The sequence below is a fragment of the Sanguibacter sp. Z41_6 genome (assembly GCF_059621145.1).
In genome coordinates this window covers 1-23,452 of record NZ_JCAQIF010000007.1, presented here as the reverse complement: position 1 = coordinate 23,452, position 23,452 = coordinate 1, and the positions used below count along the sequence as shown (strand labels likewise).

Here is a 23,452-nt window from a genome sequence, read left to right as displayed (position 1 = left end):
GCTCTGCGTGGCATCCTGCCGCGCAGCGTTGTTCGGCGCCCTCCATGGCGCCGGCGACTCACCGGCATCCGTGCCGGTCATGACGGGGGTGACGGGTCACCGTGAGCGTGTGCTCACTGCGTGACGTAGTCGGTCAGGTAGACATCGATCACCTCGCCCTCGTACGCCTCGTGGAGGGTGTGCGCGAGCTCGGCCTTGAGGGCGTCGCGCGTGGCGGGGTCGGCGATCTCGGCGACCGTCCTCCCCGAGAACAGGGCGATGGCCGCGTCGCGGGCCTTCGCGGAGTTGAGCTCGTGGGCGCCCTCGGTGAGCTGCAGACCGAGGCCCAGGCGCAGGTAGTGGTCGTCCGCGAGGTTGATGCTCATGGCCTCGACGGTGAGCACCTCACCCGGGACGGGTGCGGGTTCCTCCGCGGGCTCGCCGCCCGCGAAGAGGAAGAAGTAGGCGCCGGCGCCGATGGCCACGAGGACGGTGGCCAGGATGACGAGGAGCTTCTTCTTGCTCTTCGGCGGGCTCTCCTCGGTGCTGGCGGGCTGCTCCGAGCGCGGGGTGATGCCGGCTGCGGCACCGCGGGCCGTGGGCCTGACGGGCGCGTTGACGATGCGTTGCTCGATGGGCACGGGTGCTCACCCCTCCGGGAGGGTCGGGACCAGGGGCAGGAGCTCGCGCACGCGCTCCGGCTGGTCGCTCAGGACGACGAGGTCGACGCGCCGGTTGGCGGACAGACCTTCTGCGGACTCGTTGGGCAGCAGGGGCCGCGCCTCACCGAAACCGACGGCGGCGACGCGTGCCCCGGGCACCTGGCCGGACTCCACCATGCGCCGCAGCACCTGGGTCGCGCGGTCGGACGACAGCTCCCAGTTCGTCGCGTAGCGCGCCGTGGGGACGGCGTTGGCGTGCCCCTCGATCGACACCTCGTTGGGCAGGGCCGCGACGAAGGGGGAGATGGTGTCGACGACGATCTGGGCGGTCTGCGTGAGGTCCGCGCTGTCCGCGGCGAAGAAGACCTCGTCCGTCACCATGCCGATGACGAGCCCACGTTCGTCGACCTTGAACTGGAGCACGCCCTGCAGGCCCTGGGTGGTGAGGGCGGCCTCGATCTGCGCTGCGAGGCTCTCGAGGCTCTGGTACTCGGCGCGCGCCGAGGCGAGGTCCGTCGGGTCGATGGCGTCGACGTCGGTCGGGGTGGAGGCCTGGTCGTGCTTCGCGGTCTCGTCGATGGTGGGGACGATCTCGTCGATCGTCGGGACCACCACCTGGCTGCTCGTCTCCGGCAGGGGGCCGGCGCCGTCGGTGAGGATCGACACCTGCGGTGCACCGAACCCGGCGGCCAGCGACTGGCGCAGCGAGTCGAACTTGTCCTGGTCCACCTGGCTGATGGCGTAGAGCACGATGAAGAGGGCGACGAGCACGGTCATCATGTCCGCGTAGCTCACGAGCCACCGCTCGTGGTTGACGTGCTCCTCCTCGAGGACCTTGCGGCCTCCGCGGCGCCCGGCGCTGCTCATGCGGCGTCCTTGACGCGCTCGTCCGCGGGCAGCAGGCTGCGCAGGCGTTCGCCGACGAGCCGGGGGTTGGCGCCGGCCTGCACGGAGAGCAGACCCTCGAGGACGAGCTCCATCTGTGCGCACTCGAGCTCGGAGAGCCGCTTGAGGCGGTTGCCCATCGGGAGCCACATGACGTTCGCGGACATGATGCCCCAGAGGGTCGCGACGAACGCCGCGGCGATCATGTGCCCGAGCTCGGACGGGTCGGCGAGGTTCTCGAGGACGTGCACGAGGGACACGACCGTGCCGACGATGCCGATCGTCGGCGCGTACCCGCCCATGTCGTTGAAGAACTTGTACGACGTCTTGTCCGACTGCCGCTTGGAGTGGATGCGGTCCTCGAGGATGGCGCGCAGGTCCTCGGGGTCGGTGCCGTCGATCGCGGACCGCAGCCCGGACTGCAGGAACTCGTCGTCGATGTCCCGCGCGGCGTCCTCGAGCGCGAGGAGCCCTTCGCGACGGGCACGGTCGGCGAGGCCGACGATCGTCTCGATGGACTCGTGCGCGGGGCGCGGCTTGCGGGTGAACGCACCCGGCACGGCCTTGAGCGCACCGATGGTGTCCTTGAGGGTGCCCCCGGCGAGCGTGACGCCGAACGTCGCGACGAACACGAGGATCATCGGCGCGGGCAGCAGCACGGACATGGGGCTCGCGCCCTCGAGGAGGATGGCGACGAGGATGGCGCCGAACGCCACGACGAGCCCGATGAGGGTCGCGGGATCCATCAGCGCTCCTCGTCGACGGACGGCCGGACGAGCGCGAGGTCGGGCTGCCGCTCGCGTCGCACGAGCCGCAGGGCTTCCTCGAGGTCGGAGTCGTCAGGGTGCTCCGGGAGCGCGGGAGCGCTGCGCAGGGTGCGGGCGACGGGTGTCGCACCGCTGGGCGGGCGGGCGTCGTCGCGCTGGATCTCCTGGGACCGGGCGATCATGCGGGAACGGTGCTCGTTGACGAGGTCGATGACCTCGTCCATCGTCTCCTGGACGATGTACTTGGTGCCGTCGACGAGGGTGAGGATCGTGTCCGGTGCGCTGTCGATGCGCTGCACGAGGTCAGGGTTGACCGCGAAGGGGGGGCCGTTGAGGCGGGTCACGACTATCACGTGTTCGTTCCATCCCTGGAGTGGTGCTCGGGTCCGTCCATGAACCCGTCACGGGGCTATTCGGCCGCTCGGTGCCGGATATGAGGCCTGCGCCGGGAGCGTACGAGGTGAGAATGACCGCGTCGCAGCCCGCGGCGGCAGCTGGCCGGGTGCGCGGGCGGGCATCGCCCGCGCACCCGGCGGCCCACGGGCCTGCGAGCGTCAGCGCTTGAGGTTGACGAGCTCCTGGAGCATCTCGTCGGAGGTCGTGATGACGCGGGAGTTCGCCTGGAATCCTCGCTGGGCGATGATGAGGTTCGTGAACTCCTGCGAGAGGTCGACGTTCGACATCTCCAGCGCGCCGCCCACGAGGCCACCGCGACCGCCGGTCCCTGCGGTGCCGATCTGGGGGGCACCGGAGTTGACCGTGGTGGAGTAGAGCGACCCGCCTGCCTTCTCGAGACCCACGGGGTTGGCGAAGGTGCCGAGCGCGATACGTCCGACCGGGGACTTCAGACCGTTGGAGAACGAGCCCATGATCGTGCCGTCGGCGTTGATGGTGAAGGACTGGAGCGTGCCGGCCTGCTGACCGTCCACCGCGTCCCCGTTGATGGTGGTGACCTTGGCGAACCCGGTGACGGTGGACAGGTCGACGGGCAGGCCGTCGACCGCGAGGGTCTGCGGCGCGACGAGGGCGCCGTTCGCGTCGAACGACACGGGCTGCGTGGCCCCGCCCGCGGCGACGGACCACCCGGCCGCTGCCTTCGTGAACGTCAGGTCGACCATGCGGGCGTTGCCGAGCGTGTCGAACACCTCGACCGGGCGGGTGAGCACCGTGCCGTTCTCGGCGTCGGACGGGAGGTTCCCGCTGAACGTCAGTCCGCTGGTGGCGCTCGCGGCGGTGAGCGCGGTCGTCGGCAGGCGCAGCGCGGTGAGCGGTCCGTTGGGGTCGACGACGCCGTTGACGGCGCCCCAGCCCTGGACGAGCGCACCCTCGCCGGTGACGAGGTTGCCGTTGGCGTCGAAGTCGAAGGCCCCGGAGCGCGTGTAGAAGTTCTCGCCGTTCTTGCTCACGACGAAGAAGCCGTCGCCGGAGATCGCCATGTCGGTGCTCCGGTTGGTCACCTGGGTGGCGCCCTGCGTGAAGTTCGTCGTGATGCCGGCGACCTGGACGCCGAGGCCGACCTGCGCGGGGTTCGTGCCACCGATGCCCGCCTGGGCGCCACCGGCGTTGGTGAGGACCTGGCTGAGGGTGTCCTTGAACTGCGTCTGCGAGGACTTGAAGCCGGTGGTGTTGACGTTGGCGATGTTGTTGCCGGTGACGTCGAGCATGGTCTGGTGGCTGCGGAGGCCGGAGATGCCGGAGAAGAGTGAGCGGAGCATGGGAGGTTCCCTTCGGGGACGTGCTGCGGAGTCGTGAGATCGGTGTGCGCCGGTGCGGGCGCGCGGTGCGGGGCGGCCTAGGCGGCCGGCGTCGGGGCGGTCCGTTGGGTGACGGAGGCGACGGAGTCGAGCGCGATCTCCTCGTCGCCGACCGTGACGCTGGGGACCGAACCCTTGTAGGAGACGGAGGACGCGGTGCCGGTGATGGTCTCGCCCGCCCCGTCGGTGTAGGTGACCTGCTGGCCGACGAGGCTGGCTGCGGCGACCCGCATCTGGAGGGCGAAGCTCTCGCTCATCGTCGTCGACAGGGCGGTGAGCTGTTCCATGGACGCCAGCTGGGTGGTCTGGGCCATCATCTGCGTGGTGTCCATGGGCGAGCTGGGGTCCTGGTACTTGAGCTGCGCGACGAGCAGGGTGAGGAAGGTCTCGCCGTCCAGGTCCTTCTTCGCCGGGGACGCGTTCGCACCGGCGTACAGGCCGGTACCGGTGACACCGGGGGTCTCGATGGTCATGGGTGGTGCTCCTTAGGCGAAGACGTCGACGCCGGGAGCGCCGTGAGGACGGGAGGTCGGGGGTGCGGGTGCGGGGACCGTCGCCGCGGGACCCGGCGGCGCACCGCCTCGGTCCGCTCGTTGAGCAGGCCCGCGGTCGGGTCCGCCGCCGGACGCGCCGGTCGCTCCGTCGCCGCGCCCCTGCTCGGACCGTCCGTGGTCCGCGCCGAGGCTCAGCGTGGCGTTCATGCCGCTCCCGGCGAGGTCGCGGCGCAGGTCTGTGAGCAGGGCCCGCAGGCCCTCCCGGGCTGCGTCCGTGGCGCCGAGGAGCTCGATGCGGATCCCGTCCGCGCCGATGTGCGCGCGGACCTGGACCGGGCCCAGGTGGTCGGGGTCGACGCGCAACGTCATGAGGTGCTCGCCCGGGGCCGCGGTGCGCAGCGCGACGAGGGGCGCCCGCACCTGCTCGGCGAGGGTCGGCGCGTTGGCGGGGGGCGCCGCCGGGGTGGGAGGGGCGGCCGTGGTGCGGTCCGTCCCGGTCACCGCGGCGAGGGCTGGTGCACCGGTGGCACTGCTCGTGGGTGCTCCGGTGTCCGCAGCGGCCGGTGCGGCTGCTGCGGTGGCCCCGGTACCGGACGCAGGAGCAGCACCGTCGGCCCAGCGCGCCTGGGCCGCCGAGGTGTCGGCGGCGACCTGGGGTCCGGTCGTCGGGTCCGGCCTGCCCGCAGCAGCACCCACCTGGTCGGCGGTCCGGGCGCCGGGCAGGTGGTCGCTGCTCGACAGCCGCACGCGCGCGCCCTCGACGAGGATGTCGCTCCCGTCGGGTGCTCCGGTCCCCGGAGCCTGGCTGCCGTCCGCCGTGCCGGGTGCCGCGCCGGGTGCCGTCTGCTCAGGCGCTGCAGACGTCGCCAGAGCCTGAGCTGCGAGCGCAGCGGCGGTGAGCGTCGGCACCGTGGTCGGGAGCGGAGCGGGAGCCGTGACCGGGGGCGCGGCGAGCGCCGCCGCGGCCACGAGCTCGATCGCCGCGGCGTCGGTCGTGTCGCCAGCGAGCACGGTGGCTCCGCCAGCCGACAACGTCACGTCGCCGGGCAGCGTTGTCGTGCCGTCGGCTGTCGTGCCGTCGGCCAGTGCCGTCGCCTCCCCCGCCGCAGCGGTCGCGTCGCCGCCGGGTGCGCGGCTGGTGTGTGCCCCCAGGGCCGCGGAGCCCGTGGTGGACCGGTCGGAGCCCGTGTCGCTCTCCGCTCCGCGCATGGTCCTGCGGAGCACGGAGCCGTCGTGCGCTCGCGCGTCGGACGCGCGCGTCGCGCCGGCGCTGGAGCGCTGCCCCGGCTCGGGACGGGCGGTCTCACGTTCGAGGGCGCGCCCGAAGTCGTCGGAGGACGTCCCCGCCCGCGGCCCGGAGGGCGCTCCTGGTGCCACCGCTGCACGAGCCAGCTGGATGATCGGTGCACTCATGCTCCACCTCCGGGGGTGCGGTCGGGGGTCCCGCGGCCGGCGATCTCGTCGAGCGCGACCTGTTCGGTGTGGAGGTCCTCGGCCGCTGCGCGCACGAGGTGCTTCTCCTCGAGCTTCTCCAGCGAGACCGAACGTGTCCGGGCATCGGCCCAGGCCATCTCACGCTGCTGCGCGTCGATGGCCGTGACCTCGACCGCGACCGATGCCTCGACGGCCATGCTGCGCAGGGCGACGCGGGTGGCCACGGCGGACCGCCAGGCCGCGGTGTCCGTGCTCGTCGTGAAGTCGTGGGCGCGCAGGGCGCCGTCGGCCGTCTCGCTCATCACCTCTGCGCGGCGGCGGGCGGCGTTGGCCCTCGCGAGGTCAGCAGCCGCCTGCTCCTCCTGGAGCTTGCGGAACCTCAGGAGGCCGGCGAGCCGGAAGGCGCTCATGCGGCCACCCCCAGCTGCGAGACGAGCGCACGCAGGCCAGCCCAGGACTCCTCGGCGGGTGCAGGTTCGTCGACACCCTGCTGGAGGAACCGGTCGATCGGCCCGGAGTTGGTGAGGGCCGCGTCGACGAGCGGGTTGCTGCCGGGGACGTACGCACCGACGTCGACGAGGTCCTGCACGGAGCGCCGCGCGGCCATGACCTTGCGCAGCGCGGTCGCGTCGGTGCGCTGCTGCGGGGTGGTCACCCGGGTGGCGACGCGGGAGATGGACCCGAGGGCGTCGATGCTCGGGAAGTGCCCCGCGACGGCCAGTTTGCGGTCGAGCACGACGTGCCCGTCGAGGATCGACCGGGCCGCGTCGGCGATGGGTTCGTTGTGGTCGTCGCCGTCGACGAGGACGGTGTAGATCCCGGTCACGGACCCGACGGCCGAGGTGCCGGCGCGCTCGAGGAGCTCGGCGAGCAGCGAGAAGGTGGAGGGCGGGTACCCGCGGGTGGCCGGCGGCTCGCCGACGGACAACCCGATCTCCCGCTGCGCCATGGCGACGCGCGTGAGCGAGTCCATCATGAGCACGACGTCCTGGCCGTCCTCGCGGAAGTGCTCCGCGATGCGGGTGGCGACGAACGCGGAACGCAGCCGCACGAGCGCCGGCTCGTCGGACGTCGCGACGACGACGACGGACCGGGCGAGCCCTTCGGGCCCGAGGTCGTCCTCGAGGAACTCACGCACCTCGCGCCCGCGCTCGCCGACGAGCGCGATGACGCTCACGGCCGCATCCGTGCCCCGGGCGATCATCGACAGGAGGGTCGACTTGCCGACGCCGGAGCCGGCGAACAGCCCCATGCGCTGACCGCGTCCGACGGTCGTCAGGGTGTCGAGCGTCCGGACGCCGAGGTTGAGGGGCTGCGCGACGCGCTGGCGCTCGAGCGGGTGCGGGGCGCGCCCCTCGAGCTCGACCATGGCGGCGCCGACGAGCGGGCCCTTCCCGTCGATCGGGCGGCCGAGGCCGTCGATGACCCGGCCGAGGAGCCCGGTGCCGACAGGGACGCGCAACGAGCCGCCCGTCGTCCGGGCGGGCAGTCCGGGTCGCACGCCGCGCATCGCCCCGAGGGGCATGCAGCGGGCGGTCCCGGCGGAGACGGCGACGACCTCGGCGAGCATCGACTCGTCGTCGCCGACGCGCACGACGTCGCCGAGCGCGCAGTCGAGCCCGACGACGTCGAGCGAGAGCCCGACGGCTGCCTGGACGCGGCCGACCCGCTCGGGGGCGGCGGCCTGCAGCACCCCGGCCCAGCCGGGGTCGGCGCTGAGCTGGCTCATCGTGCGCCTCCGGTGGGACGCACGGGGGCGGCGTCGTCGAGCACGTCGGAGCGTAGGAGGTCGGCCTCCCCGAGGGCGGTCAGGGCCCGCGCGAACGCGGTGTCGATCGTTGCGTCGAGGAACCCGCCCTCGAAGGTGCTCACCGCGTCGCCGGGTGCGAGGGAGGGGTCGGCGACGATCTCGACGTCGGTGACCTCGCCGGACCCGCGCAGGGCCGCGACGTCGTCGGGGTGCAGGCGCACGGTCTGGATGCGCAGGTCGTGCGGGACGTCGAGGGCCCGGGCGAGCGCTGCTCGCGCGGAGGTGGCGCCGTCACCGAGCTCGTGCGCGAGGACGGCCCGGGCCAGCTCGAAGGCGCGGGTGTGCAGGAGCCCGCGGGCGTCGTCGAGCACCGGGACCACGCGCTGCGCGGCGGCGTGCGTCGCGCGCTGCAGGGCGCCGAGCGCGGCAGCGTGCTCGGCGGCGCGCCTCGCCTCGTGCTGAGCTGCCTCGTGCCGCAGGCGCTCGTGGAGCACGCGGGTGCTCTCGGCCGCGGCGCGGCTGCCGGCAGCGAAACCGGCCGCGTACCCGGCGACGCGTGCGCGCTCCTGGGTGCCGGTGAGCCGCTCGTCGGTGACGACGGTGAGGCGCGCGGACCCGAACCCGCGGGTCGGCGCGTCGCTCGTGCCGGGGAACGTCGTGTCAGGAGACATATTCGTCCTCCCCCTCGCGGCGGATGACGATCTGCCCGCTCTCCTCGAGGCGACGGATGACCTGGACGATGCTCGCGCGGGCCTCTTCGACCTGCGACATGCGCACGGAGCCGAGGAGCTCGATCTCCTCGACGAGGTTCTCGCTCGCCCGCTCGGAGAGGTTGCGCAGGATCGCGTCGCGCTCCCCGCCGACGGTGCCCTTGAGGGCGAGCGCGAGGGCCGCGGACTCGACGCCGCGCAGCACGAGCTGCAGGGCGCGGTCCTCGAGCAGGACGATGTCCGCGAACACGAACATCCGGCTGCGGACCTCTTCCGCGAGCGCGCTGTCCCGGGCCTCGAGCCCTTCGAGGATGAGCTTCTCGGTGCCGGGGTCGGCGCGGTTGATGATCTCGACGAGCGGGGCGACCCCGCCGACGGCGGACGTCTCGCGCGGGGTGAGCACCGCGGACGCCTTGCGGTGCAGGGAGTCGGCGACGACGGCGACGACGTCGGGGGCCGCCCGCTCCATGAGGGCGATCCGGTGCGCGACCTCGGCCTGGGTGCCCCCCGGGAGACCCGCGAGGATCGCGGACGCGTGCTCGGGGCGCAGGTGCGCGAGCACGAGGGCGACGGTCTGGGGGTGCTCGCCGGACAGGAGCGCGAGGACCTGGCGTGCATCAGCCTGCTGGAGGAACTCGAACGGCTGCCCGGCCATGCTCGTCGCGAGGCGGTCGAGCATGTGCTGCGCCTTCTCGGCGCCCATCGAGGCCTCGAGCAGCTGCTGGGCGTACCCGAGCCCGCCGCTGCTGATCGTCGAGGCGCCGCCGTGGCTCACGGCATGGAACTCCCCGATGACCTCGTCCGCGACCTCCCGGTCGATGCGGTCCATCCGCAGGATCTCGGCGGTGAGCTCCTCGATGGCGGTGTCGTCGAGCTGCGCCATGATCTTCGCCGCGCGGTCGCGGCCCACCTGCATGAGGACGAGGGCCGCCTTCTGCGTTCCGGTCAGTGTCGCGGACTTCATACCTTGGTCCCCGTCTCCATCCAGCCGCGGAGCAGCTCAGCGACCTGCTCCGGTTGCTCGTCGACGAGCGCGGCGACGTCGCTGCGCTGCCGCTCGATGGCGAGCTGCGCCTGGTCCGGGGGGGCGGGTGCCTCGGGGAGCTCGAGCACCTTGGCCGCCGAGGCCTCTGCCTCGAGCTGGCGGAGGGTGTCGAGCCGGGCGAGCTCGCCGAGGTCGAGCGACTCGCGGGGGTCGCTCGTGCGGCCCCGGCGTCGGGCGACGGCGACGATGATCGCCAGGACGATGAGCACGAGGAGCACGGCGCCGGTGATGATGAGCTGGCGCAGCTGGTCGGCCTTCGTCGCCGCGGCGACGTCGGCGCCGGCCGCCTCGAGGGCTTGCTGCGCGGCTTCGGCGCCCGTGGTGTCGAAGGCCATCCGGGAGACGGTGACGACGTCGCCCCGCTCGGCGCTCACGCCTGCTGCGGAGGAGACCATGGCTTGCAGGGCCACCATGTCGAGGGCGCCGGCGGCGCCCGCGTCCACGGCCACGGCCACCGACTGACGGCGCACGGTGCCGGGCGCCGCGACGGTGTGCTCGGTGAGCTTGTCGACGGCGTTGCTGGCCTCGGAGGACTCGTTGCGGTAGCTGCCATCGCCCTCGCCGTTCGGCACCGCGATGTTGTCGGGTCCGAGGACGCCCGTCGCTGCCCCACCCGCACCGGTGTACTCCTCGACGGTGCTGCGCTCGGTGAGCGGCGGGACGCCGTCGGCCGCCGTGAACGTCTCCTGCGTCCGCTCGGTGGCGTCGTAGTCGAGCTCTGCGGTGACCGACACGACGGCCTTGCCGGGTCCGACGATCGGGTCGAGCATCGACTGGATGGACGCGGCGACGCGCTGCTCGTACTCGAGGGTCTGCTTGTTGGAGCTCGTCCCGCCGGAGGCTCCGGGGCCGCCGATCGCGGAGAGCACGGCGCCGGTGGAGTCGATGACGGCGACGTCGGTGGTCTTCATGCCCTCGACGCCCGCGGAGACGAGGTGGACGATCGACTGGACCTGGTCGTCGGTGAGGGTGCTGCCGGTGGACGTCTGGATGAACACGGATGCCGTCGGGTCGGCCGTCTCGGAGACGAACACGCTCTCCTCCGGCATCGCGAGCTTCACCGTCGCGAGCTCGACGCCCTGCATCGCGGAGATCGTCTTCGCGATCTCCCCCTCGAGCGCCCGCTTGTAGGTGACGTCCTGCTGGAACTCCGAGGAGGTCATGCCCATCTCGTCGAGCAGCGCGTAGCCGCCGTCGCTCGTCGGGGTGATGCCGCTCGCGGCGACCTTGAGGCGCATGTCGTAGACGGACTCCGTGGGGACCATGACGGTCGTCCCCCCGTTGGTGAGCTCGTACGCGACGCCCTCCGTGGTGAGCTGGTCGACGACGGCACTCGCGTCGGCGGGTGCGAGGTCGGTGTAGAGCGGCGAGAACTGGGGCTTGCTGAACCATGTGCTCAGGGCGACGAGGCCGAGCACGACGACAGCGGCGCCGATGAGCGCGAGGGTGCGCTGGGCGACGGTGAACTCGCGGATGGAGGACGTGAGGCGTCCGAGGGCGGACGAGATCTGCTGAGGCATCAGGCCTGCATCCTCATGATCTCGGAGAACGCCTCGACGGCCTTGTTGCGGATCGCGGCGGTGAGCTCGAGGGTGAGCTTCGCCTCCGACGACGCGATCGTGTAGTCGTGCACGTCGTCGAGGTCACCGGTGACGGCCTTGACGGCGAGGTCGTTGGACGTCTGCTGGAGGCCCTGGAGGTTCTCGATCGCGCCGGTGAGGGTGCTGCCGAAGGCGCTCGAGCTCGCGGAGGTCTCTGCGGGTGACGCCGCTCCGAGGTAGCCGGTGCCGGCGACGGAGGTCGAGGACCCGGCAGCGCCGGTTCCGGTGAGGGATCCGAGGGATCCCAGTGCGGAGATCCCGTCGATCGCGGGGATGCTCATCAGCTGCGTCCGATCTGGAGGGCGGCCTCGTAGGTGGCCTTCGCGCGGTCGACCACGGCGGCGTTGGCCTGGTAGCCACGCTGCGCCATGATCATCTGGGTCATCTGGCTGGACATGTCGATGTCGGGGTAGCGCACGTAGCCCTCGGCGTCGGCCAGCGGGTGGTCGGGCTCGTGGACCAGGCGGCCCTCGGCGCTGCCGAGCTCGATGCCGGCGACCTGCACGCCCTGGCCCTCGCTCGGCTGCCCGACGGCGGTCGCCACGACGTAGCGCGCCTGGAAGGCGGCCTCGTCGGACGGGGTCACGGTGTTCATGTTCGCGAGGTTGTCGCTCACCGCGTCGAGCCACTTGCGGTTGACGGTCATGCCGGTGCTGGCGATGCCGATCGCCCCGAAGGTGGTCATCAGCTCGTCCGCATCGCGGTGCGCAGGGAGGAGAACGTGCCGTCGATCGCCTGGGTCGCGAGCTGGTAGCGCAGGTTGGTGTCGACGTTGAGCAGCGTCTCGGCGTCGAGGTTGACGTTGTTGCCGTCGAGCCGCGTGGGTTCGAGCGAGCGCGCCGTGGTCGCGGTGACGGCGCCGTTGCCGCCGCGAACGGCGGAGGCCAGCTCGTTCTCGAAGGAGACGCGGCCGGCGAGGTAGTTGGGCGTGTTGATGTTCGCCACGTTGTTGGCGATCACCCGTTGGCGCAGGGCAAGCCCGTCGAGCGCGCTGTTGAGCGCGACAAAGGTCACTGAATCGAACACGACCGACTCCAAGGAGTGCGTGGGTGCGGCCGATCCATGGCCTTGATGTGGGAGCCGTCCTGGCAATCCCTGACAGGGGTCCTATCGGCCGTGACCTGGGGTGACGAGAGGAACTCGCCCGGACTTTCTTGCCCCGCGGTGGTCTTTCACCCGCTCCCCCGACCCGTGTGTGGCGGTGTGGGCGGGTTCAGCCGATCGCGTCGATGTACACCGGCACGGAGGGTGCGCGGCGCCCGAGGTCGTCGACGACCTTGAGGTGCTGGCGGGCCGTGCGCGCCGCGGCCGTGAGCTGGGCGGCGATGTCGAGCTGACGCTCGAGGATGCGGCTGGCGCGCCCGCGCAGCGCGTCCGGCAGGGGCCCGAGGTTCTCCGGTGCCCGCCACGCGAGGGTGGAGGACGTGAAGGCGGAGTCGATGAGGTGGCCGGTGGAGATGAGATCGGTGGCCTCGGCGAGGCTCATGTCGAAGACGTCGAGCGCGTCGCTCCAGGCGTCCGTCCAGGACGCGGCCGGCCCGCGGGTCCGGTCCGCCACCGGCGTGGACTCAGCCGACACCGAGGAACCCGCTGCCCGCCAGGACGCGCGCACCCGCTGCCGGGGCGGCGGGCTGCGCGGCGGAGACGAGCTGCGCGGCGGCCTCGTGCCAGGCGGCGCGCAGCGGCTCGACGGCGGCCCGCACGCCCGCCGTGCGGGCGGCGTCCTTGCTGATGTTGGCCTCGATGAGCTCCGTCGTCAGGTGCTGGTAGAGCGCCATGAGACCGGGGGCGCCGTCCCAGGCCTTCACGTCGAGCGTGACCATGAGCTCGGTGATGATGTCCTGCGCATGCGTGAGCTGCGAGTTCGCCTCGGGGATGTCCCCGGCGAGCTGCGCCTTCTCCGCCCTGTCGAGGTCGAGGACCAACCGGTCGTAGAGCATCGTCAGGAGCTTGGCAGGGCTCGCACTGAGGACAGTGTCGTTGAGGAACTGCGCGCGACGCGCGTCCGCGGTCATCAGGTGGCTCATATCCGGCCTATCGGTGAGAGGGCGAGAGGTGTGAGGGCTGGTGGGGGTGGTGTTCGCCGGTGTGACCGCTAGCTCCACTTGGGCAGCGAGGACAGCTGCCCGGCGAGCCACGACGACTGGGAGTTGAGACCGCTGAGGGTGACCTCGAGGGCGGAGTAGGTGCGCTGGAGCCCTTCCTTGCGGACGGCGAGCCGGCGGTCCCAGTCCTCGACCTGCGCGGAGAGGTTCTTGCTGAAGCTCTCCTGGTTCTGGATCTTCAGCGTGAGGCTGCCGTCGATCTTGTCCGATGCCTTCGTCGCGACCTCGCCGACGCGCTCAGCGATCCCGCTGACGATCTTCTGCACCTTGGCGGGGTCCGCGGCCATGGCCGCGGTGAACTTTGCCTCGTCGAAGGTGAACGTGCCGTCGCGGCCGATGATGATGCCGACCTCGGACGGCGAGACTCCGTCGACGGGGTGCGAGGCTGCGGTGACGAGCGCCTGGTTGAGCGAGCGGGTCGCGCTGTCGCCGCCGAGGACCCCGGCGGTGACGGCCGTGCGGCCGTCCTTGGTCTCCGTCGTGGTGGCGGTGCGGCTCTTGATCTCGGAGAACACGACACCGAGCGCGCCGACGAGGTCGGACGCGAGCTTCTTCACGGCTGCATCGTCCCGGGCGACCGTCACCGTGACCGGTTCCTTCTCGACGGCGGTGGCGGTGATGCTCACGCCGGTGAGCACGTCGGAGAACGTGTTGGTCGCGGACGTCACAGGCTGCGTGCCCCAGAGCGTGATCTGCGCGTCACCGGCGGAGACGATCGCGTCCCCGCGGGCGATGAGCGCGGCAGGTGCGGTGCCGGCCCGGACATCAGCCTCGGCGACGGTGCCAGCGTGCAGGTCGAACGCGGCGGCCTCGCCGGTCCCCTTGGCGGTGAGCTGGAGGCGGGACTCGGTGGCGGAGATCTTCACGACGCTTGCGGTGATGCCTGCGTCCGCGGTGTTGAGCTTGGCGGCGAACCCGGCGAGATCCGTGACGTCCGTGAGGTCGATGACTGTGGCCGTCGCGGTGTCACCGCTGCCGGTGGCAAGCGTGACGCTCGTCGGGACCGTGCCACCGAAGAGGCCGGCAAGGCTGGAGACGTTGCCCGTCACGGAGGTCTGTGCGCTCGCCAGGCGGTCCACGGTGAAGCTCAGCGAGGACGCCTGCGCGCCGGCCGACGTCGTCGCGGTCACCGTGTCCGTGGTGCTCGACGCCGACACGGCGTTCCAGGACTCCGGCTTGACGGCGGTCTTCGCCGTCTCGGCGAGGGAGGCCACCCGGGTGTTGAGGCCCTGCATGGCAGTGATGAACGCCTGCGCGCCGCTGACCTTCTGCTTGAGGAGGGTCTGCGGCATGGCCTCGACCTGCATGAGCTGGGAGATGAGCGTGGTCGTGTCGAGACCACTGACGAGTCCGTCGATGCCCATACCTGCCATGAGGTGCTCCTGTCGTACGTCGTGATGCGAACGGCTCGCTCTGCGGGCCTGAAATGCCGACCGGCGGTGGCGGGACGGTTGTCCCCCCACCGCCGGTCGATGCTGCGGTACTGCTTGTCCTGCGGTGCTACGACTCAGTCAGGTGCGACCGGATCAACGCAGGAGCGAGAGAACGCCCTGGGGGATCTGGTTGGCCTGAGCGAGCATCGACGTGCCGGCCTGCGAGAGGATCTGCGCACGCGTGAAGCTGACCATCTCGGACGCCATGTCGGTGTCGCGGATCCGGCTCTCGGACGCCGAGAGGTTCTCCACCGCGACGTTGACGTTCTTGATGGTGTGCTCGAGGCGGTTCTGCATCGCACCGAGGCCGGAGCGCGCAGTGGAGATGGCCTCGATGGCCGTGTCGACCGTGCCGGTGGCGGTCTGAGCCGTGGCGTGGTCAGTAACTTTCAGTTCAGCGATGTCCGCGACAATGGTCTTGACGTTCGTCAGGTCCACGGCGATGGTCGAGTTGGTGTTGCCGTCGGCACCTACCTGGAAGTTCAGGGTGGAGACGGAACCGTCGAGCAGCTTGGTGCCGTTGAAGTTCGTCGAGTCCGAGATGCGGGTGAGCTCGGTGCCGAGGCTGTTGATCTCGGTGGCGATGTTCGCCCGCGCTTCCGTGCTGTTCGAGTCGTTGGCGCCCTGGACGGTCAGGTCACGCACACGCTGCAGGATCGCGTGCACCTCGGTGAGCGCACCCTCAGCGGTCTGCACCACGGAGATGCCGTCCTGGGCGTTGCGGGCCGCGACCTTGAGGCCACCGACCTGCGAGCGCAGGCCCTCGGAGATCGCAAGACCGGCAGCGTCGTCAGCAGCGCGGTTGATACGGAAACCGGAGGAGAGCTTCTCGAGCGACTTGCTCAGGTCGTTCTGCGTGTTGGAGAGGTTGCGGTAGGAGTTGACTGCCGCGATGTTCTGGTTGATCGAGAGGGCCATGATGATCTTCTTCCGTGAAGTGGGCCGAGTGCGGCGCCCATCCGTGGGCTGCCACTGTGCCTATCGACCGGTCGCCGCCAGCATGAGGAGTTCTGACCGACGAGATTCGGGTGATCGTCGGTGGGCTCAGGCCGCGGACACGAGGCCTGGCGCGACGAGCTCGAGCTGCGCGAGCAGATCGCTCTCCTGGGCGGGGTCGACGCCGGCGAGAGCCGCCTCGAGTGCGAGGAGCGCGCGCTCGTCCCCGTAGGCGCTGACCGCGATACCTGCGGCCAGAGCACGATGGCGGGGTGTCAGCTGCTCGTCCTGCGCGACGCGGACCAGGGGGCAGATTTCCGCGAGGCCACGACGCCGCACCTGGTCGGCGAGCGCGACGAGCTCCTCCAGCCCGAGCAGCGGTGCGAGGGCCGCTCGGCACAACATCACGGACAGGTCGTCGGCCGCTACGGCACCCATCCCGGCGAGCACGCGGAGCGCACCAGGCGTCGGTGACATGGCGCACCGTGCGACCTGCGCCTGCCACAGGGACCTGCGGATCCCCGCGAGGACCTCCGCGAGCTGTGCGTCGTCGGGGAACAGCTCGGCGAGGTCCTCCGGCTCACCCGGGGCATACCCGGCCCGGAGGGCCTCAAGGACGGCCCGGCGTCCGCGACGGACGTCGCCAGCCCGCAGGTTTGCCCGGACCTCGACGTCGGCGAGGTCGTGCTTGACGAACCGCCGGCCGTCGCTGTCCACGTGGGTCGTGGGCAGCGTCCCGAGGACGTCGAGCGCCGCGGCCCACTGCTCCCGGGACGCGAGCACCCTCGCCCGGACGCCGCGCGCCCATACCGCGGACAGGTCAGCCCGTTCCCAGACGGCGAGCCATAGGTCGACCTCGTCGTCGGCGCCGTCGATGGCGCAGGCGCGGACGAGCGCGGTCGAGAGGTCGACGAGCGTGCTGCGCGGGACGCGCCCGGCGTCGAGCACGGGTCGGGCGAGGGCCAGAGCCTCGTCCACGTCTCCTGCGCTCGCCAGGGCTCGCGCGAGGTTCGCGCGGAGCACGTCGAGGTGGGCCGGGGACACGTCCTGGGCGGCCACACGCTCCTCGAGCTCGGCGCGCGCCAGCAGGAGGTTGCGCTGCCGCTTGTCGTGCCGCTCGATCGCCTCCTCGCTGTACCCGGAGTGCTGGAGCTCGAGGTGCGCGAGTTGCTCCATGACGGGCCGCGTGCCCCCCGGGTCGATGGGAACGAGCTGCTCGTGGTAGCGCCCGGCGTACCGGTACTCGGAGCGGCGGAACACGCGGGCCGTGATGTGGGGCGCCTCCGCGCGCCGGTTCTCCCCGTCGTAGGCCACGATAGGGACGAGGTAGAGGTTCGCGTGGCCGGCCGCCAGAGCGGGGTGCACACCGCTCGTGTCGCCTGCGACGACCTCGTCGGCGTCCACCACGAGGATCCACCCGCCCGATGCATGCGCGATCGCTCGGTTGCGCGCAGCGCCGAAGTCCTCGTCCCAGTACCCCTCGACGACGTGCGGTGTGTACGCGCGCGCGATCTCTCGCGTGCGGTCGGTCGACCCCGTGTCGTAGACGACGATCTCGTCGACCCAGCCGAGCGCGCCGAGGCTCGCGCCCAGGACGGCTTCTTCATCCTTGACGATGAGGACGGCGGAGATGCGCGGTGGGGCTGTCGGTGCGGACATGCGGGACCTCCAGAGGGACGATGCTGCGCCTCCCATCGACAACCGCACCTCTCCTATGAGGGGGACCCCAGACAGCAGAACACCCCGGGCCTGCACAGGGCCCGGGGTGTTCTGGTGCTGGACGGGGAGGTTCAGCCGACGGCCACCAGCCCGGACGTCTGTCCGTGCTCGACGACCGGCCGCACGGCGGCGGTCGCAGCCGCGCCGGCCATCGCCACGGACGCACCGGCGATCGCGACGGACGCACCGTTGCGGGCAGCGCGCTCGGCGATCGACGCGAAGTACTTCTCGCGGCGACGCTGTGCCACGCCCTCAGGCTGGGCGGGCGCTGCGACGTGCGACGGGTCGAGGTGGGTGTTGAGGCCGTCGCGCAGCAGGATCATGGCCTCGGAGCGCAGCTGGCTCACGCGGGACTGGGTGACGCCGAGGTCCTTGGCGATGTCGGTGACGGACCGGTCCTCGAAGAAGATCTGCTCGACGACGGTGCGCAGGCGCTCCGGGAGGGTCTCGACCGCGGCGCGGAGGAAGACGAGGCGCTCGCTCGTCATGAGCGCCTCCTCGGGGCCGACCTCGCGGGCGGGGAGGACGTCGGCGAGAGCGCCGTCGTATCCCTCGAGGCTGAGGACGCGGGTCGCGGCGTGCTCGCGGGCCGTGTCGACCTCGGCGACGTCGATGCCGAGCGAGGCGGCGATCTCCTCGCGGTTCGGGGTCCGGCCGAGCTCGGCGGTGAGCTCGTCGGCGACGGTCGTGACCTTGCGGGCACGCTGGCGGGCTCCGCGGGAGACCCAGTCCATGGAGCGGAGCTCGTCGACCATGGCCCCGCGGATGCGGATGGCGGCGTACCGGTTGAACGGGACCCCGGTGGTCGCGTCGTAGGCCCGGGCGGCCTGGACGAGGGCGACGGCGCCGGCGGAGGCCAGGTCGTCGCGGGACACGTGGCTCGGCACTCGCATCAACATCTCGCTGACGTGGTAACCGATCAGCGGGAGGTTGTCCGTGACCAGCTGTGTCTGGCCCGCGTCCATGGTTTGCATGGCTTAAGAATCATTCGCTGAACGCTGGAACTCAAGGCTTCAACCAGTCTTTCACCCGGTCCCGATCACAACCTGTCTCATCGGGCAATGGGGAGAACTCCCCATGGGGTCCCCATCTGCGTGCAACCGCTTTCCTTCACCCCCTCTCTCACCTGCGAAAACGCTTGCCACGCACCCCCTGCCGGGATGGGGAGACCCGTCGTACTGTGGGTGAGACGGGTGCACCGGGTGAGATCTGCCGGGGGAACCCTCATAGAGGACGTCCGGCACCCGATGGGAGCCTTGAACGATTCCAGACGACGGACCACGAAGGAGTAGGCACTGATGAGCCTGCAGGCCCTGACCAGCGTGCTGTGGCGCGAGCGCCAGCTCCTCGAGCTCCTGCTCTTCAAGCTGGAAGAAGAACAGCTGCTCCTCACCACCGGCCGGACGCGGTGGCTCAGCCACGCGACCCGCGAGGTCGAGAACGTCCTCGAGCAGATCCGCGAGGTCGAGCTCGGTCGGTCCGTCGAGTCCGACACCGTCGCCCGCCTCCTGGGTCTCGAGCCCGGTCGCAGCCTCCACGAGCTCGCCGAGCACGCCCCCGAACCGTGGGACGAGCTCCTCCGGGCGCACCGGCAGGCGTTCCTCGAGCTGACCTCCCAGATCGACGCGCTGGCCGCCGGGAACCGCGAGCTGCTCGCCACCTCCCACCGCGCGACGCAGGAGGCCCTGGCGAACCTCCAGTACGACGCGCACACCTATGACGCGAAGGGCTCGACAGCGAACCGCGAGGTCGCTGCGCGCCTCCTCGACCAGAACTTCTGAGGGCACACCCACCATGAGCACCTTCTCCGGACTGTCCACCGCACTCAGCTCCCTCACGGCCCAGCGCCAGGCGCTCGAGGTCGCGGGCCAGAACATCGCCAACGCCAACACGGTGGGCTACACGCGCCAGCGCGCAGAGCTGCAGTCGATCGGGTCCGCCCAGACCGCGACGATGTTCGCCCGCGGCGACGGCATCGGCAACGGTGTCCAGGCCACCGGGATCTCCCGCCTCGGTGACCTCTTCCTCGACGCCCGCGTCCGCACGACCACCTCGTCGGCCGCCTACCTCGCCGAGCGCACCGAGGCGTACACGCGCCTCGAGTCCACGATCGCCGAGCCCGGCACCAACGGCATCGCCCGCCAGCTCGACGACTTCTGGGCGAGCTGGCAGGACGTGTCGAACAACGTCGGGAACGCGTCGAGCGACGGCGCCGGACAGGTGCTCATCGAGGGCGCGAACGCCGTCCAGCGCGCCATCGCGACCGGCTACGACGCCGTCGCGACCCAGTGGGACCAGACGCGCGGCAAGGCCGAGTCGCTCGTCTCCGAGATCAACACCACCGCGGCATCCGTGGCGGAGCTCAACGACAAGATCCGCCAGATCGAGGGCTCCGGCGGGACCGCCAACGAGCTCAAGGACCAGCGCGACCTCCTCACGACCTCCCTCGCCGCGCTCTCCGGCGCCACGGTCCGCCTGCGCGACGACGGCATGGTCGACGTGAGTATCGGCGGCAACCCGCTCGTCTCGGGTGACCGCGCCCAGCGCCTCGTCGTCACCGGCAGCCCCGAGCTCGCCGGGGCCGGAGCCGACCCCGTGCGTGTCCAGTGGGACCGCACCCCGTCCAGCCCCGCGACGCTCGACGGCGGCCAGCTGGCGGGAGTGCTCAGCGTCCTCGCCCCGGCGGAGACCGACGGCACGGGCGGACTGCTCGCGCAGGCCGCGGAGTCCTACAACTCGCTCGCACGCACCCTCGCCTCGAGCGTCAACGAGATCCATCAGCGCGGCGTCGTCCACGAGCCGGCCGCGGACGGCAGCACCGTCCAGCGGCCCGCGGGAGCGGTCTTCAGCTTCAACGGGACCGGACCGGCGGCGCTCGCCCTGTCCGTCGCCCTCACCAGCCCCACGCAGATCGCCGCAGGCACCGGCGGCTCCGACGGGTCGATCGCCGACGCGATCTCCCAGCTCGGCTCCGCCGCCGGGTCGCCCGACACGGAGTGGTCGGCGTTCGTCGTCTCCATCGGGGTGCGCGCGAAGTCGACCGCGCAGAGCGCGACCGTCGCCGAGGTGGCGCGTTCCACCGCAGCGAACCTGCAGCTCGCCCAGACGAGCGTCGACCTCGACGAGGAGTCGGTGAACATGCTCGCCTTCCAGCGCGCCTACCAGGGAGCGTCTCGCGTCATGACCGCGATCGACGAGATGCTCGACCAGCTCATCAACCGGACGGGGGTCGTCGGCCGATGATCACACGAGTCACGCACCAGACCGCTCAGCGCACGTCGCTGGCGAACCTCCAGGCGAACCTCACGAAGATGTCGAACCTCCAGGCCCAGGCCTCGAGCGGGAAGATCATCAACAAGCCCTCCGACGACCCCGCGAAGGCCGCCGAGGCGATGGCCCTGCGCAAGGAGCAGCGCGCCGTCGAGCAGTACGCCCGCAACGCCCAGGACGGCGTCAGCTGGCTCACGACGATCGACTCCGCCATCGGCTCCTCGGTGGACCTCATGCAGCGTGCCCGCGACCTCACCGTCCAGGGTGCGAACTCCGGGGCCCTCAACCGTGAGGGCCGCGAGGCGATCGCCGTCGAGCTCGAGGGCATCCGCGACGCACTGCTCGCCCAGGCCAACACCACCTACCTCGGCCGGCCCGTCTTCGCCGGCACGACGAATGGCCCGGCGTTCAGCATGCAGGACGGCGAGGTCGTCCACGCAGCGAGCAACGGGCCCGTGGAGCGACGCATCAGCGGCTCGCAGACCGTCCGCGTGGACGCTGACGGCGCGGCGACGTTCGGCACCGGCGCGACCTCCGCCTTCGCGACGCTCACCGACGCCGCCGCGACCCTGCGAGCAGGCGGGACGGTGGCGCCCATGATCGACACCATCGACAGCCACCTCGGCGCCATGCTCACGCAGGCCTCGAGCGTCGGCGCACGCACCAACCAGCTCACGGCGGCCCAGGCGATGCTCTCCAACCAGTCCCTCACGCTCCGCAGCGACCTGTCGGGCGTCGAGGACATCGACCTCGCGCAGACGATCATCGAGCTGCAGATGCAGGAGGTCGCCTACCAGGCCGCCCTCGGTGCGACGTCGCGCGTCTTGCAGCCGAGCCTCATGGACTACCTCAAGTGATCACCGACGTGCACTTCCTCGAGGCCCTGCCCGGTCTGAGCCCCGGGTCCGACTTCGCACTCACGTGCCTCGACGACCAGGGCCTGCTCTTCAGCCTCCGCGGGGGACCCGGTGGGACGACGAGGTTGTTCGCCGTGCAGCCCGGCCCGTACTTCGCGGACTACGAGCCGACGATCGGCACCGATGCCCTCGAGGCACTCCACCTCACCGACGACGACGACCGGCGCGCGGTGCTCGTCATCGTCACCCCCGGCACGGACGGGACGCCGACGACGGCGAACCTCCTCGCCCCGCTCGTGCTCAACACCGAGACCGGTGACGCACTCCAGGTCATCCTCGACGGTGCCCCGTGGCCGCTGCGCGCGCCACTCGTCGCCGCCTGACCTCCCTCACCCGTCGACACCACACTCCGTCACCGCGCACACACCGAGGACCACCCATGGACCACCAGCGATCGACGACACCTGGGCACGCCGACACGCAGCACGCGGTCCGTCCCCAGCCGCAGAGCGACACGACATGGGCAGAGCGCGCCCCCGCGGCACGCCCCGCGCGCCCCACGGCGGCCGTGGCCGCGACGCCCCCGATCTTTGCCCGCCTCGCGATCGTCGACCGCCACCGGGACGTCCTCGCGTACGCGCTGCCCATCGTCAACCCGCTCGACCGGGGGCCGGCCGAGCTCAACGGCCCGCTCAACGAGGCGTACCGCACGCTCGAGCTCCAGCGCTACATCGCGGACCGTCCAGCCTTCATCTGGGCGACGGCGGAGATGCTCGACGGCAGCATGCCGTTGCCCCCCAGCGCGGGCGGGGTAGGCCTGCTCCTGCACCCCGATGCGACGCGGCCCGCCGACGGTGCGGAGAAGATCATCGCCCTGTCGCTCCGCAAGGTCCCGACGATCCTCGTGAAGTTCACCGACCTCCCGGGCCAGCGCGCGCTGCTCCCGTTCGTGTCCCACGTGATGATCGACATCTCCGACCCGACGCTCGACCTCCAGGAGCTCACCCGGATCGCCCAGAACGCCGGGGTGACCGTCATCGCGGAGAACGTGCACGGCAGCGCCGCACCCGCACGCGCGTGGTCCCTCGGCGTCGACTACATCATGGGATCGATCTACCAGCAGGACATCCCCCCGGTGAACCGGGACCTCGCCCCTGGGGAGATCCAGTGCCTCGAGGTCGTCCGGCTCCTCTCGCAGGACGACGTCGACACGGGCCGCATCGCGGAGGTCCTCAGCAGCGACCCCGAGATGACGATGCGCGTGCTGCACCTCGTGAACTCCGCGGCGGTGGGCATGCCCCAGCGCATCGACTCGCTGCACCGGGCGATCGTCATGCTCGGCCCGACGCGCCTGACGACGCTCGTCATGGCGTCCCTCATCAACTCACGGGTGCGCCAGATGGACGCCCTGTGGTTCCTCCTGGCGCGCGCGGCGGCGTGCCGCGAGCTCATCGGGAACGACACCGGGTACACCGTGGGTCTCCTCTCGGCGTTCGCTGAGGAGACCGGGATCAGCATCTCCACGATCATCGAGAAGACGATGGTGTCGGCTGAGGTCGGCTCCGCCCTCACGGCGCACACGGGCGACCTGGGAATCGCGCTGCGTGCTGTCATCGCCCACGAGCAGGGAGACGAGCGGACGATCGTCGACACCGCGTGGACGCCGGTTCAGGTCGCAGAGGCGTACCTCACGGCTCTTCCGTGGGCCCTGGAGACGGTCCGCCAGCTCAACATGCACTGACCCCGCTCACGGCGCTTCCTCTCACGGAGACACAGACTCCCACGGGGACACAGAAGAGCCCTTGGCCCATCCCGGCCAAGGGCTCTTCTGTGTCCCCGCGCTCGTGAGGAGCGTGAGCAACCCGCCGGCGCTCACAGGGCCGAACCGCAGGCGGCACGCGGCACGCACCGCGCGCCGGGACGCGCGTCTCGCGCACGGCATGCGGTGCCTGTCACCAGGCGGGTGGCGGAAAGTGTCTGGGTACGACGAAGGCCCACCCCTTGAGGGGTGGGCCTTCGACAATGGTTGTCCGGCGGCGTCCTACTCTCCC

General features: G+C 71.4%; 26 protein-coding genes. 5 read left to right on the top strand and 21 right to left on the bottom strand.

What is annotated here, in order from left to right; genetic code table 11:
* Positions 1-113 precede the first annotated feature (113 nt).
* The 21 genes from AC54T1_RS13535 to AC54T1_RS13435 form a co-directional block, all read right to left on the bottom strand.
* Positions 114-620: a flagellar basal body-associated FliL family protein gene (locus AC54T1_RS13535; RefSeq protein WP_496912262.1), complete on the bottom strand. Its 507-nt coding sequence runs from the start codon at positions 618-620 to the stop codon at positions 114-116.
* Between the two features lie 6 nt (positions 621-626).
* Positions 627-1,508 (bottom strand): flagellar motor protein MotB, encoded by an 882-nt coding sequence (locus tag AC54T1_RS13530; protein WP_484345905.1) that lies wholly within the window; start codon positions 1,506-1,508, stop codon positions 627-629.
* Entirely contained in the window at positions 1,505-2,272 is a 768-nt protein-coding gene (locus tag AC54T1_RS13525; RefSeq protein WP_484345906.1) for a motility protein A, read from the bottom strand. The genes AC54T1_RS13530 and AC54T1_RS13525 overlap by 4 nt, the downstream gene beginning before the upstream one ends.
* Positions 2,272-2,646, bottom strand: a complete 375-nt coding sequence (locus AC54T1_RS13520; RefSeq protein ID WP_484345907.1) for a flagellar FlbD family protein — start codon at positions 2,644-2,646, stop codon at positions 2,272-2,274. The genes AC54T1_RS13525 and AC54T1_RS13520 overlap by 1 nt, the downstream gene beginning before the upstream one ends.
* Positions 2,647-2,847: 201 nt before the next feature.
* On the bottom strand, positions 2,848-4,008 hold the full coding sequence (locus AC54T1_RS13515) for a flagellar hook protein FlgE (protein WP_484345908.1): 1,161 nt from the start codon (positions 4,006-4,008) through the stop codon (positions 2,848-2,850).
* 77 nt (positions 4,009-4,085) lie between these two features.
* On the bottom strand, positions 4,086-4,520 hold the full coding sequence (locus AC54T1_RS13510; RefSeq protein WP_484345909.1) for a flagellar hook capping FlgD N-terminal domain-containing protein: 435 nt from the start codon (positions 4,518-4,520) through the stop codon (positions 4,086-4,088).
* 12 nt (positions 4,521-4,532) lie between these two features.
* Positions 4,533-5,954, bottom strand: coding sequence for a flagellar hook-length control protein FliK (locus AC54T1_RS13505; protein ID WP_496912261.1), 1,422 nt, complete (start codon positions 5,952-5,954; stop codon positions 4,533-4,535).
* Entirely contained in the window at positions 5,951-6,385 is a 435-nt protein-coding gene (locus AC54T1_RS13500; RefSeq protein ID WP_484345911.1) for a flagellar FliJ family protein, read from the bottom strand. Before AC54T1_RS13500 ends, AC54T1_RS13505 begins: the two co-directional genes overlap by 4 nt.
* Positions 6,382-7,704, bottom strand: a complete 1,323-nt coding sequence (locus AC54T1_RS13495) for a FliI/YscN family ATPase (RefSeq protein WP_484345912.1) — start codon at positions 7,702-7,704, stop codon at positions 6,382-6,384. The genes AC54T1_RS13500 and AC54T1_RS13495 overlap by 4 nt, the downstream gene beginning before the upstream one ends.
* Positions 7,701-8,396 carry a FliH/SctL family protein gene (locus AC54T1_RS13490; RefSeq protein WP_496912260.1) on the bottom strand — a complete coding sequence of 232 codons (696 nt, stop codon included), beginning with the start codon at positions 8,394-8,396 and terminating at the stop codon, positions 7,701-7,703. Before AC54T1_RS13490 ends, AC54T1_RS13495 begins: the two co-directional genes overlap by 4 nt.
* Positions 8,386-9,399 (bottom strand): flagellar motor switch protein FliG, encoded by a 1,014-nt coding sequence (fliG, locus tag AC54T1_RS13485; RefSeq protein WP_484345914.1) that lies wholly within the window; start codon positions 9,397-9,399, stop codon positions 8,386-8,388. The genes AC54T1_RS13490 and fliG overlap by 11 nt, the downstream gene beginning before the upstream one ends.
* A complete protein-coding gene (gene fliF / locus AC54T1_RS13480; protein WP_496912259.1) occupies positions 9,396-11,000 on the bottom strand; it encodes a flagellar basal-body MS-ring/collar protein FliF in 1,605 nt (534 codons plus the stop codon). Before fliF ends, fliG begins: the two co-directional genes overlap by 4 nt.
* Positions 11,000-11,362 carry a flagellar hook-basal body complex protein FliE gene (fliE, locus tag AC54T1_RS13475; RefSeq protein WP_496912258.1) on the bottom strand — a complete coding sequence of 121 codons (363 nt, stop codon included), beginning with the start codon at positions 11,360-11,362 and terminating at the stop codon, positions 11,000-11,002. Before fliE ends, fliF begins: the two co-directional genes overlap by 1 nt.
* On the bottom strand, positions 11,362-11,766 hold the full coding sequence (flgC, locus tag AC54T1_RS13470) for a flagellar basal body rod protein FlgC (protein ID WP_484345917.1): 405 nt from the start codon (positions 11,764-11,766) through the stop codon (positions 11,362-11,364). The genes fliE and flgC overlap by 1 nt, the downstream gene beginning before the upstream one ends.
* A complete protein-coding gene (flgB, locus tag AC54T1_RS13465) occupies positions 11,766-12,107 on the bottom strand; it encodes a flagellar basal body rod protein FlgB (protein ID WP_484345918.1) in 342 nt (113 codons plus the stop codon). Before flgB ends, flgC begins: the two co-directional genes overlap by 1 nt.
* 187 nt (positions 12,108-12,294) lie before the next feature.
* Positions 12,295-12,660, bottom strand: coding sequence for a hypothetical protein (locus AC54T1_RS13460; protein ID WP_496912257.1), 366 nt, complete (start codon positions 12,658-12,660; stop codon positions 12,295-12,297).
* A complete protein-coding gene (fliS, locus tag AC54T1_RS13455; protein WP_496912256.1) occupies positions 12,650-13,096 on the bottom strand; it encodes a flagellar export chaperone FliS in 447 nt (148 codons plus the stop codon). Before fliS ends, AC54T1_RS13460 begins: the two co-directional genes overlap by 11 nt.
* Before the next feature lie 80 nt (positions 13,097-13,176).
* Positions 13,177-14,559, bottom strand: a complete 1,383-nt coding sequence (fliD, locus tag AC54T1_RS13450; RefSeq protein ID WP_496912255.1) for a flagellar filament capping protein FliD — start codon at positions 14,557-14,559, stop codon at positions 13,177-13,179.
* 153 nt (positions 14,560-14,712) lie between these two features.
* A complete protein-coding gene (locus tag AC54T1_RS13445) occupies positions 14,713-15,537 on the bottom strand; it encodes a flagellin N-terminal helical domain-containing protein (protein WP_496912254.1) in 825 nt (274 codons plus the stop codon).
* Positions 15,538-15,663: 126 nt separating this feature from the next.
* Positions 15,664-17,214: a glycosyltransferase family 2 protein gene (locus AC54T1_RS13440; RefSeq protein WP_496912253.1), complete on the bottom strand. Its 1,551-nt coding sequence runs from the start codon at positions 17,212-17,214 to the stop codon at positions 15,664-15,666.
* 131 nt (positions 17,215-17,345) lie between these two features.
* Entirely contained in the window at positions 17,346-18,248 is a 903-nt protein-coding gene (locus tag AC54T1_RS13435) for a sigma-70 family RNA polymerase sigma factor (protein WP_496912252.1), read from the bottom strand.
* Between the two features lie 324 nt (positions 18,249-18,572).
* Between AC54T1_RS13435 and flgN the strand changes: the two genes are divergently transcribed.
* From flgN to AC54T1_RS13410, 5 genes are read left to right on the top strand one after another with little or no spacing between them, the layout of a single operon-like run.
* Positions 18,573-19,055 (top strand): flagellar export chaperone FlgN, encoded by a 483-nt coding sequence (flgN, locus tag AC54T1_RS13430; RefSeq protein WP_484345924.1) that lies wholly within the window; start codon positions 18,573-18,575, stop codon positions 19,053-19,055.
* Between the two features lie 13 nt (positions 19,056-19,068).
* Complete coding sequence (gene flgK, locus AC54T1_RS13425; protein WP_496912251.1) at positions 19,069-20,517, top strand: flagellar hook-associated protein FlgK; 1,449 nt, start codon at positions 19,069-19,071, stop codon at positions 20,515-20,517.
* Positions 20,514-21,401, top strand: coding sequence for a flagellar hook-associated protein FlgL (flgL, locus tag AC54T1_RS13420; protein WP_484345926.1), 888 nt, complete (start codon positions 20,514-20,516; stop codon positions 21,399-21,401). Before flgK ends, flgL begins: the two co-directional genes overlap by 4 nt.
* On the top strand, positions 21,398-21,784 hold the full coding sequence (locus AC54T1_RS13415; protein WP_484345927.1) for a flagellar assembly protein FliW: 387 nt from the start codon (positions 21,398-21,400) through the stop codon (positions 21,782-21,784). The genes flgL and AC54T1_RS13415 overlap by 4 nt, the downstream gene beginning before the upstream one ends.
* A 56-nt stretch (positions 21,785-21,840) precedes the next feature.
* The gene (locus AC54T1_RS13410; protein WP_496912250.1) at positions 21,841-23,142 is read left to right on the top strand and encodes an EAL and HDOD domain-containing protein; all 1,302 of its coding nucleotides are present in this window, start codon (positions 21,841-21,843) and stop codon (positions 23,140-23,142) included.
* Positions 23,143-23,452 lie beyond the last annotated feature (310 nt).

Coding starts and splice junctions, on each gene's coding strand:
- AC54T1_RS13530 (WP_484345905.1), bottom strand. CDS start 1,508: ATGAGCAGCGCCGGGCGCCGCGGAGGCCGCAAGGTCCTCGAGGAGGAG.
- AC54T1_RS13525 (WP_484345906.1), bottom strand. CDS start 2,272: ATGGATCCCGCGACCCTCATCGGGCTCGTCGTGGCGTTCGGCGCCATC.
- AC54T1_RS13515 (WP_484345908.1), bottom strand. CDS start 4,008: ATGCTCCGCTCACTCTTCTCCGGCATCTCCGGCCTCCGCAGCCACCAG.
- AC54T1_RS13510 (WP_484345909.1), bottom strand. CDS start 4,520: ATGACCATCGAGACCCCCGGTGTCACCGGTACCGGCCTGTACGCCGGT.
- AC54T1_RS13505 (WP_496912261.1), bottom strand. CDS start 5,954: ATGAGTGCACCGATCATCCAGCTGGCTCGTGCAGCGGTGGCACCAGGA.
- AC54T1_RS13500 (WP_484345911.1), bottom strand. CDS start 6,385: ATGAGCGCCTTCCGGCTCGCCGGCCTCCTGAGGTTCCGCAAGCTCCAG.
- AC54T1_RS13495 (WP_484345912.1), bottom strand. CDS start 7,704: ATGAGCCAGCTCAGCGCCGACCCCGGCTGGGCCGGGGTGCTGCAGGCC.
- AC54T1_RS13490 (WP_496912260.1), bottom strand. CDS start 8,396: ATGTCTCCTGACACGACGTTCCCCGGCACGAGCGACGCGCCGACCCGC.
- fliG (WP_484345914.1), bottom strand. CDS start 9,399: ATGAAGTCCGCGACACTGACCGGAACGCAGAAGGCGGCCCTCGTCCTC.
- fliF (WP_496912259.1), bottom strand. CDS start 11,000: ATGCCTCAGCAGATCTCGTCCGCCCTCGGACGCCTCACGTCCTCCATC.
- fliE (WP_496912258.1), bottom strand. CDS start 11,362: ATGAGCATCCCCGCGATCGACGGGATCTCCGCACTGGGATCCCTCGGA.
- flgC (WP_484345917.1), bottom strand. CDS start 11,766: ATGACCACCTTCGGGGCGATCGGCATCGCCAGCACCGGCATGACCGTC.
- fliS (WP_496912256.1), bottom strand. CDS start 13,096: ATGACCGCGGACGCGCGTCGCGCGCAGTTCCTCAACGACACTGTCCTC.
- fliD (WP_496912255.1), bottom strand. CDS start 14,559: ATGGCAGGTATGGGCATCGACGGACTCGTCAGTGGTCTCGACACGACC.
- AC54T1_RS13445 (WP_496912254.1), bottom strand. CDS start 15,537: ATGGCCCTCTCGATCAACCAGAACATCGCGGCAGTCAACTCCTACCGC.
- AC54T1_RS13440 (WP_496912253.1), bottom strand. CDS start 17,214: ATGTCCGCACCGACAGCCCCACCGCGCATCTCCGCCGTCCTCATCGTC.
- AC54T1_RS13435 (WP_496912252.1), bottom strand. CDS start 18,248: ATGCAAACCATGGACGCGGGCCAGACACAGCTGGTCACGGACAACCTC.
- flgN (WP_484345924.1), top strand. CDS start 18,573: ATGAGCCTGCAGGCCCTGACCAGCGTGCTGTGGCGCGAGCGCCAGCTC.
- flgK (WP_496912251.1), top strand. CDS start 19,069: ATGAGCACCTTCTCCGGACTGTCCACCGCACTCAGCTCCCTCACGGCC.
- flgL (WP_484345926.1), top strand. CDS start 20,514: ATGATCACACGAGTCACGCACCAGACCGCTCAGCGCACGTCGCTGGCG.
- AC54T1_RS13410 (WP_496912250.1), top strand. CDS start 21,841: ATGGACCACCAGCGATCGACGACACCTGGGCACGCCGACACGCAGCAC.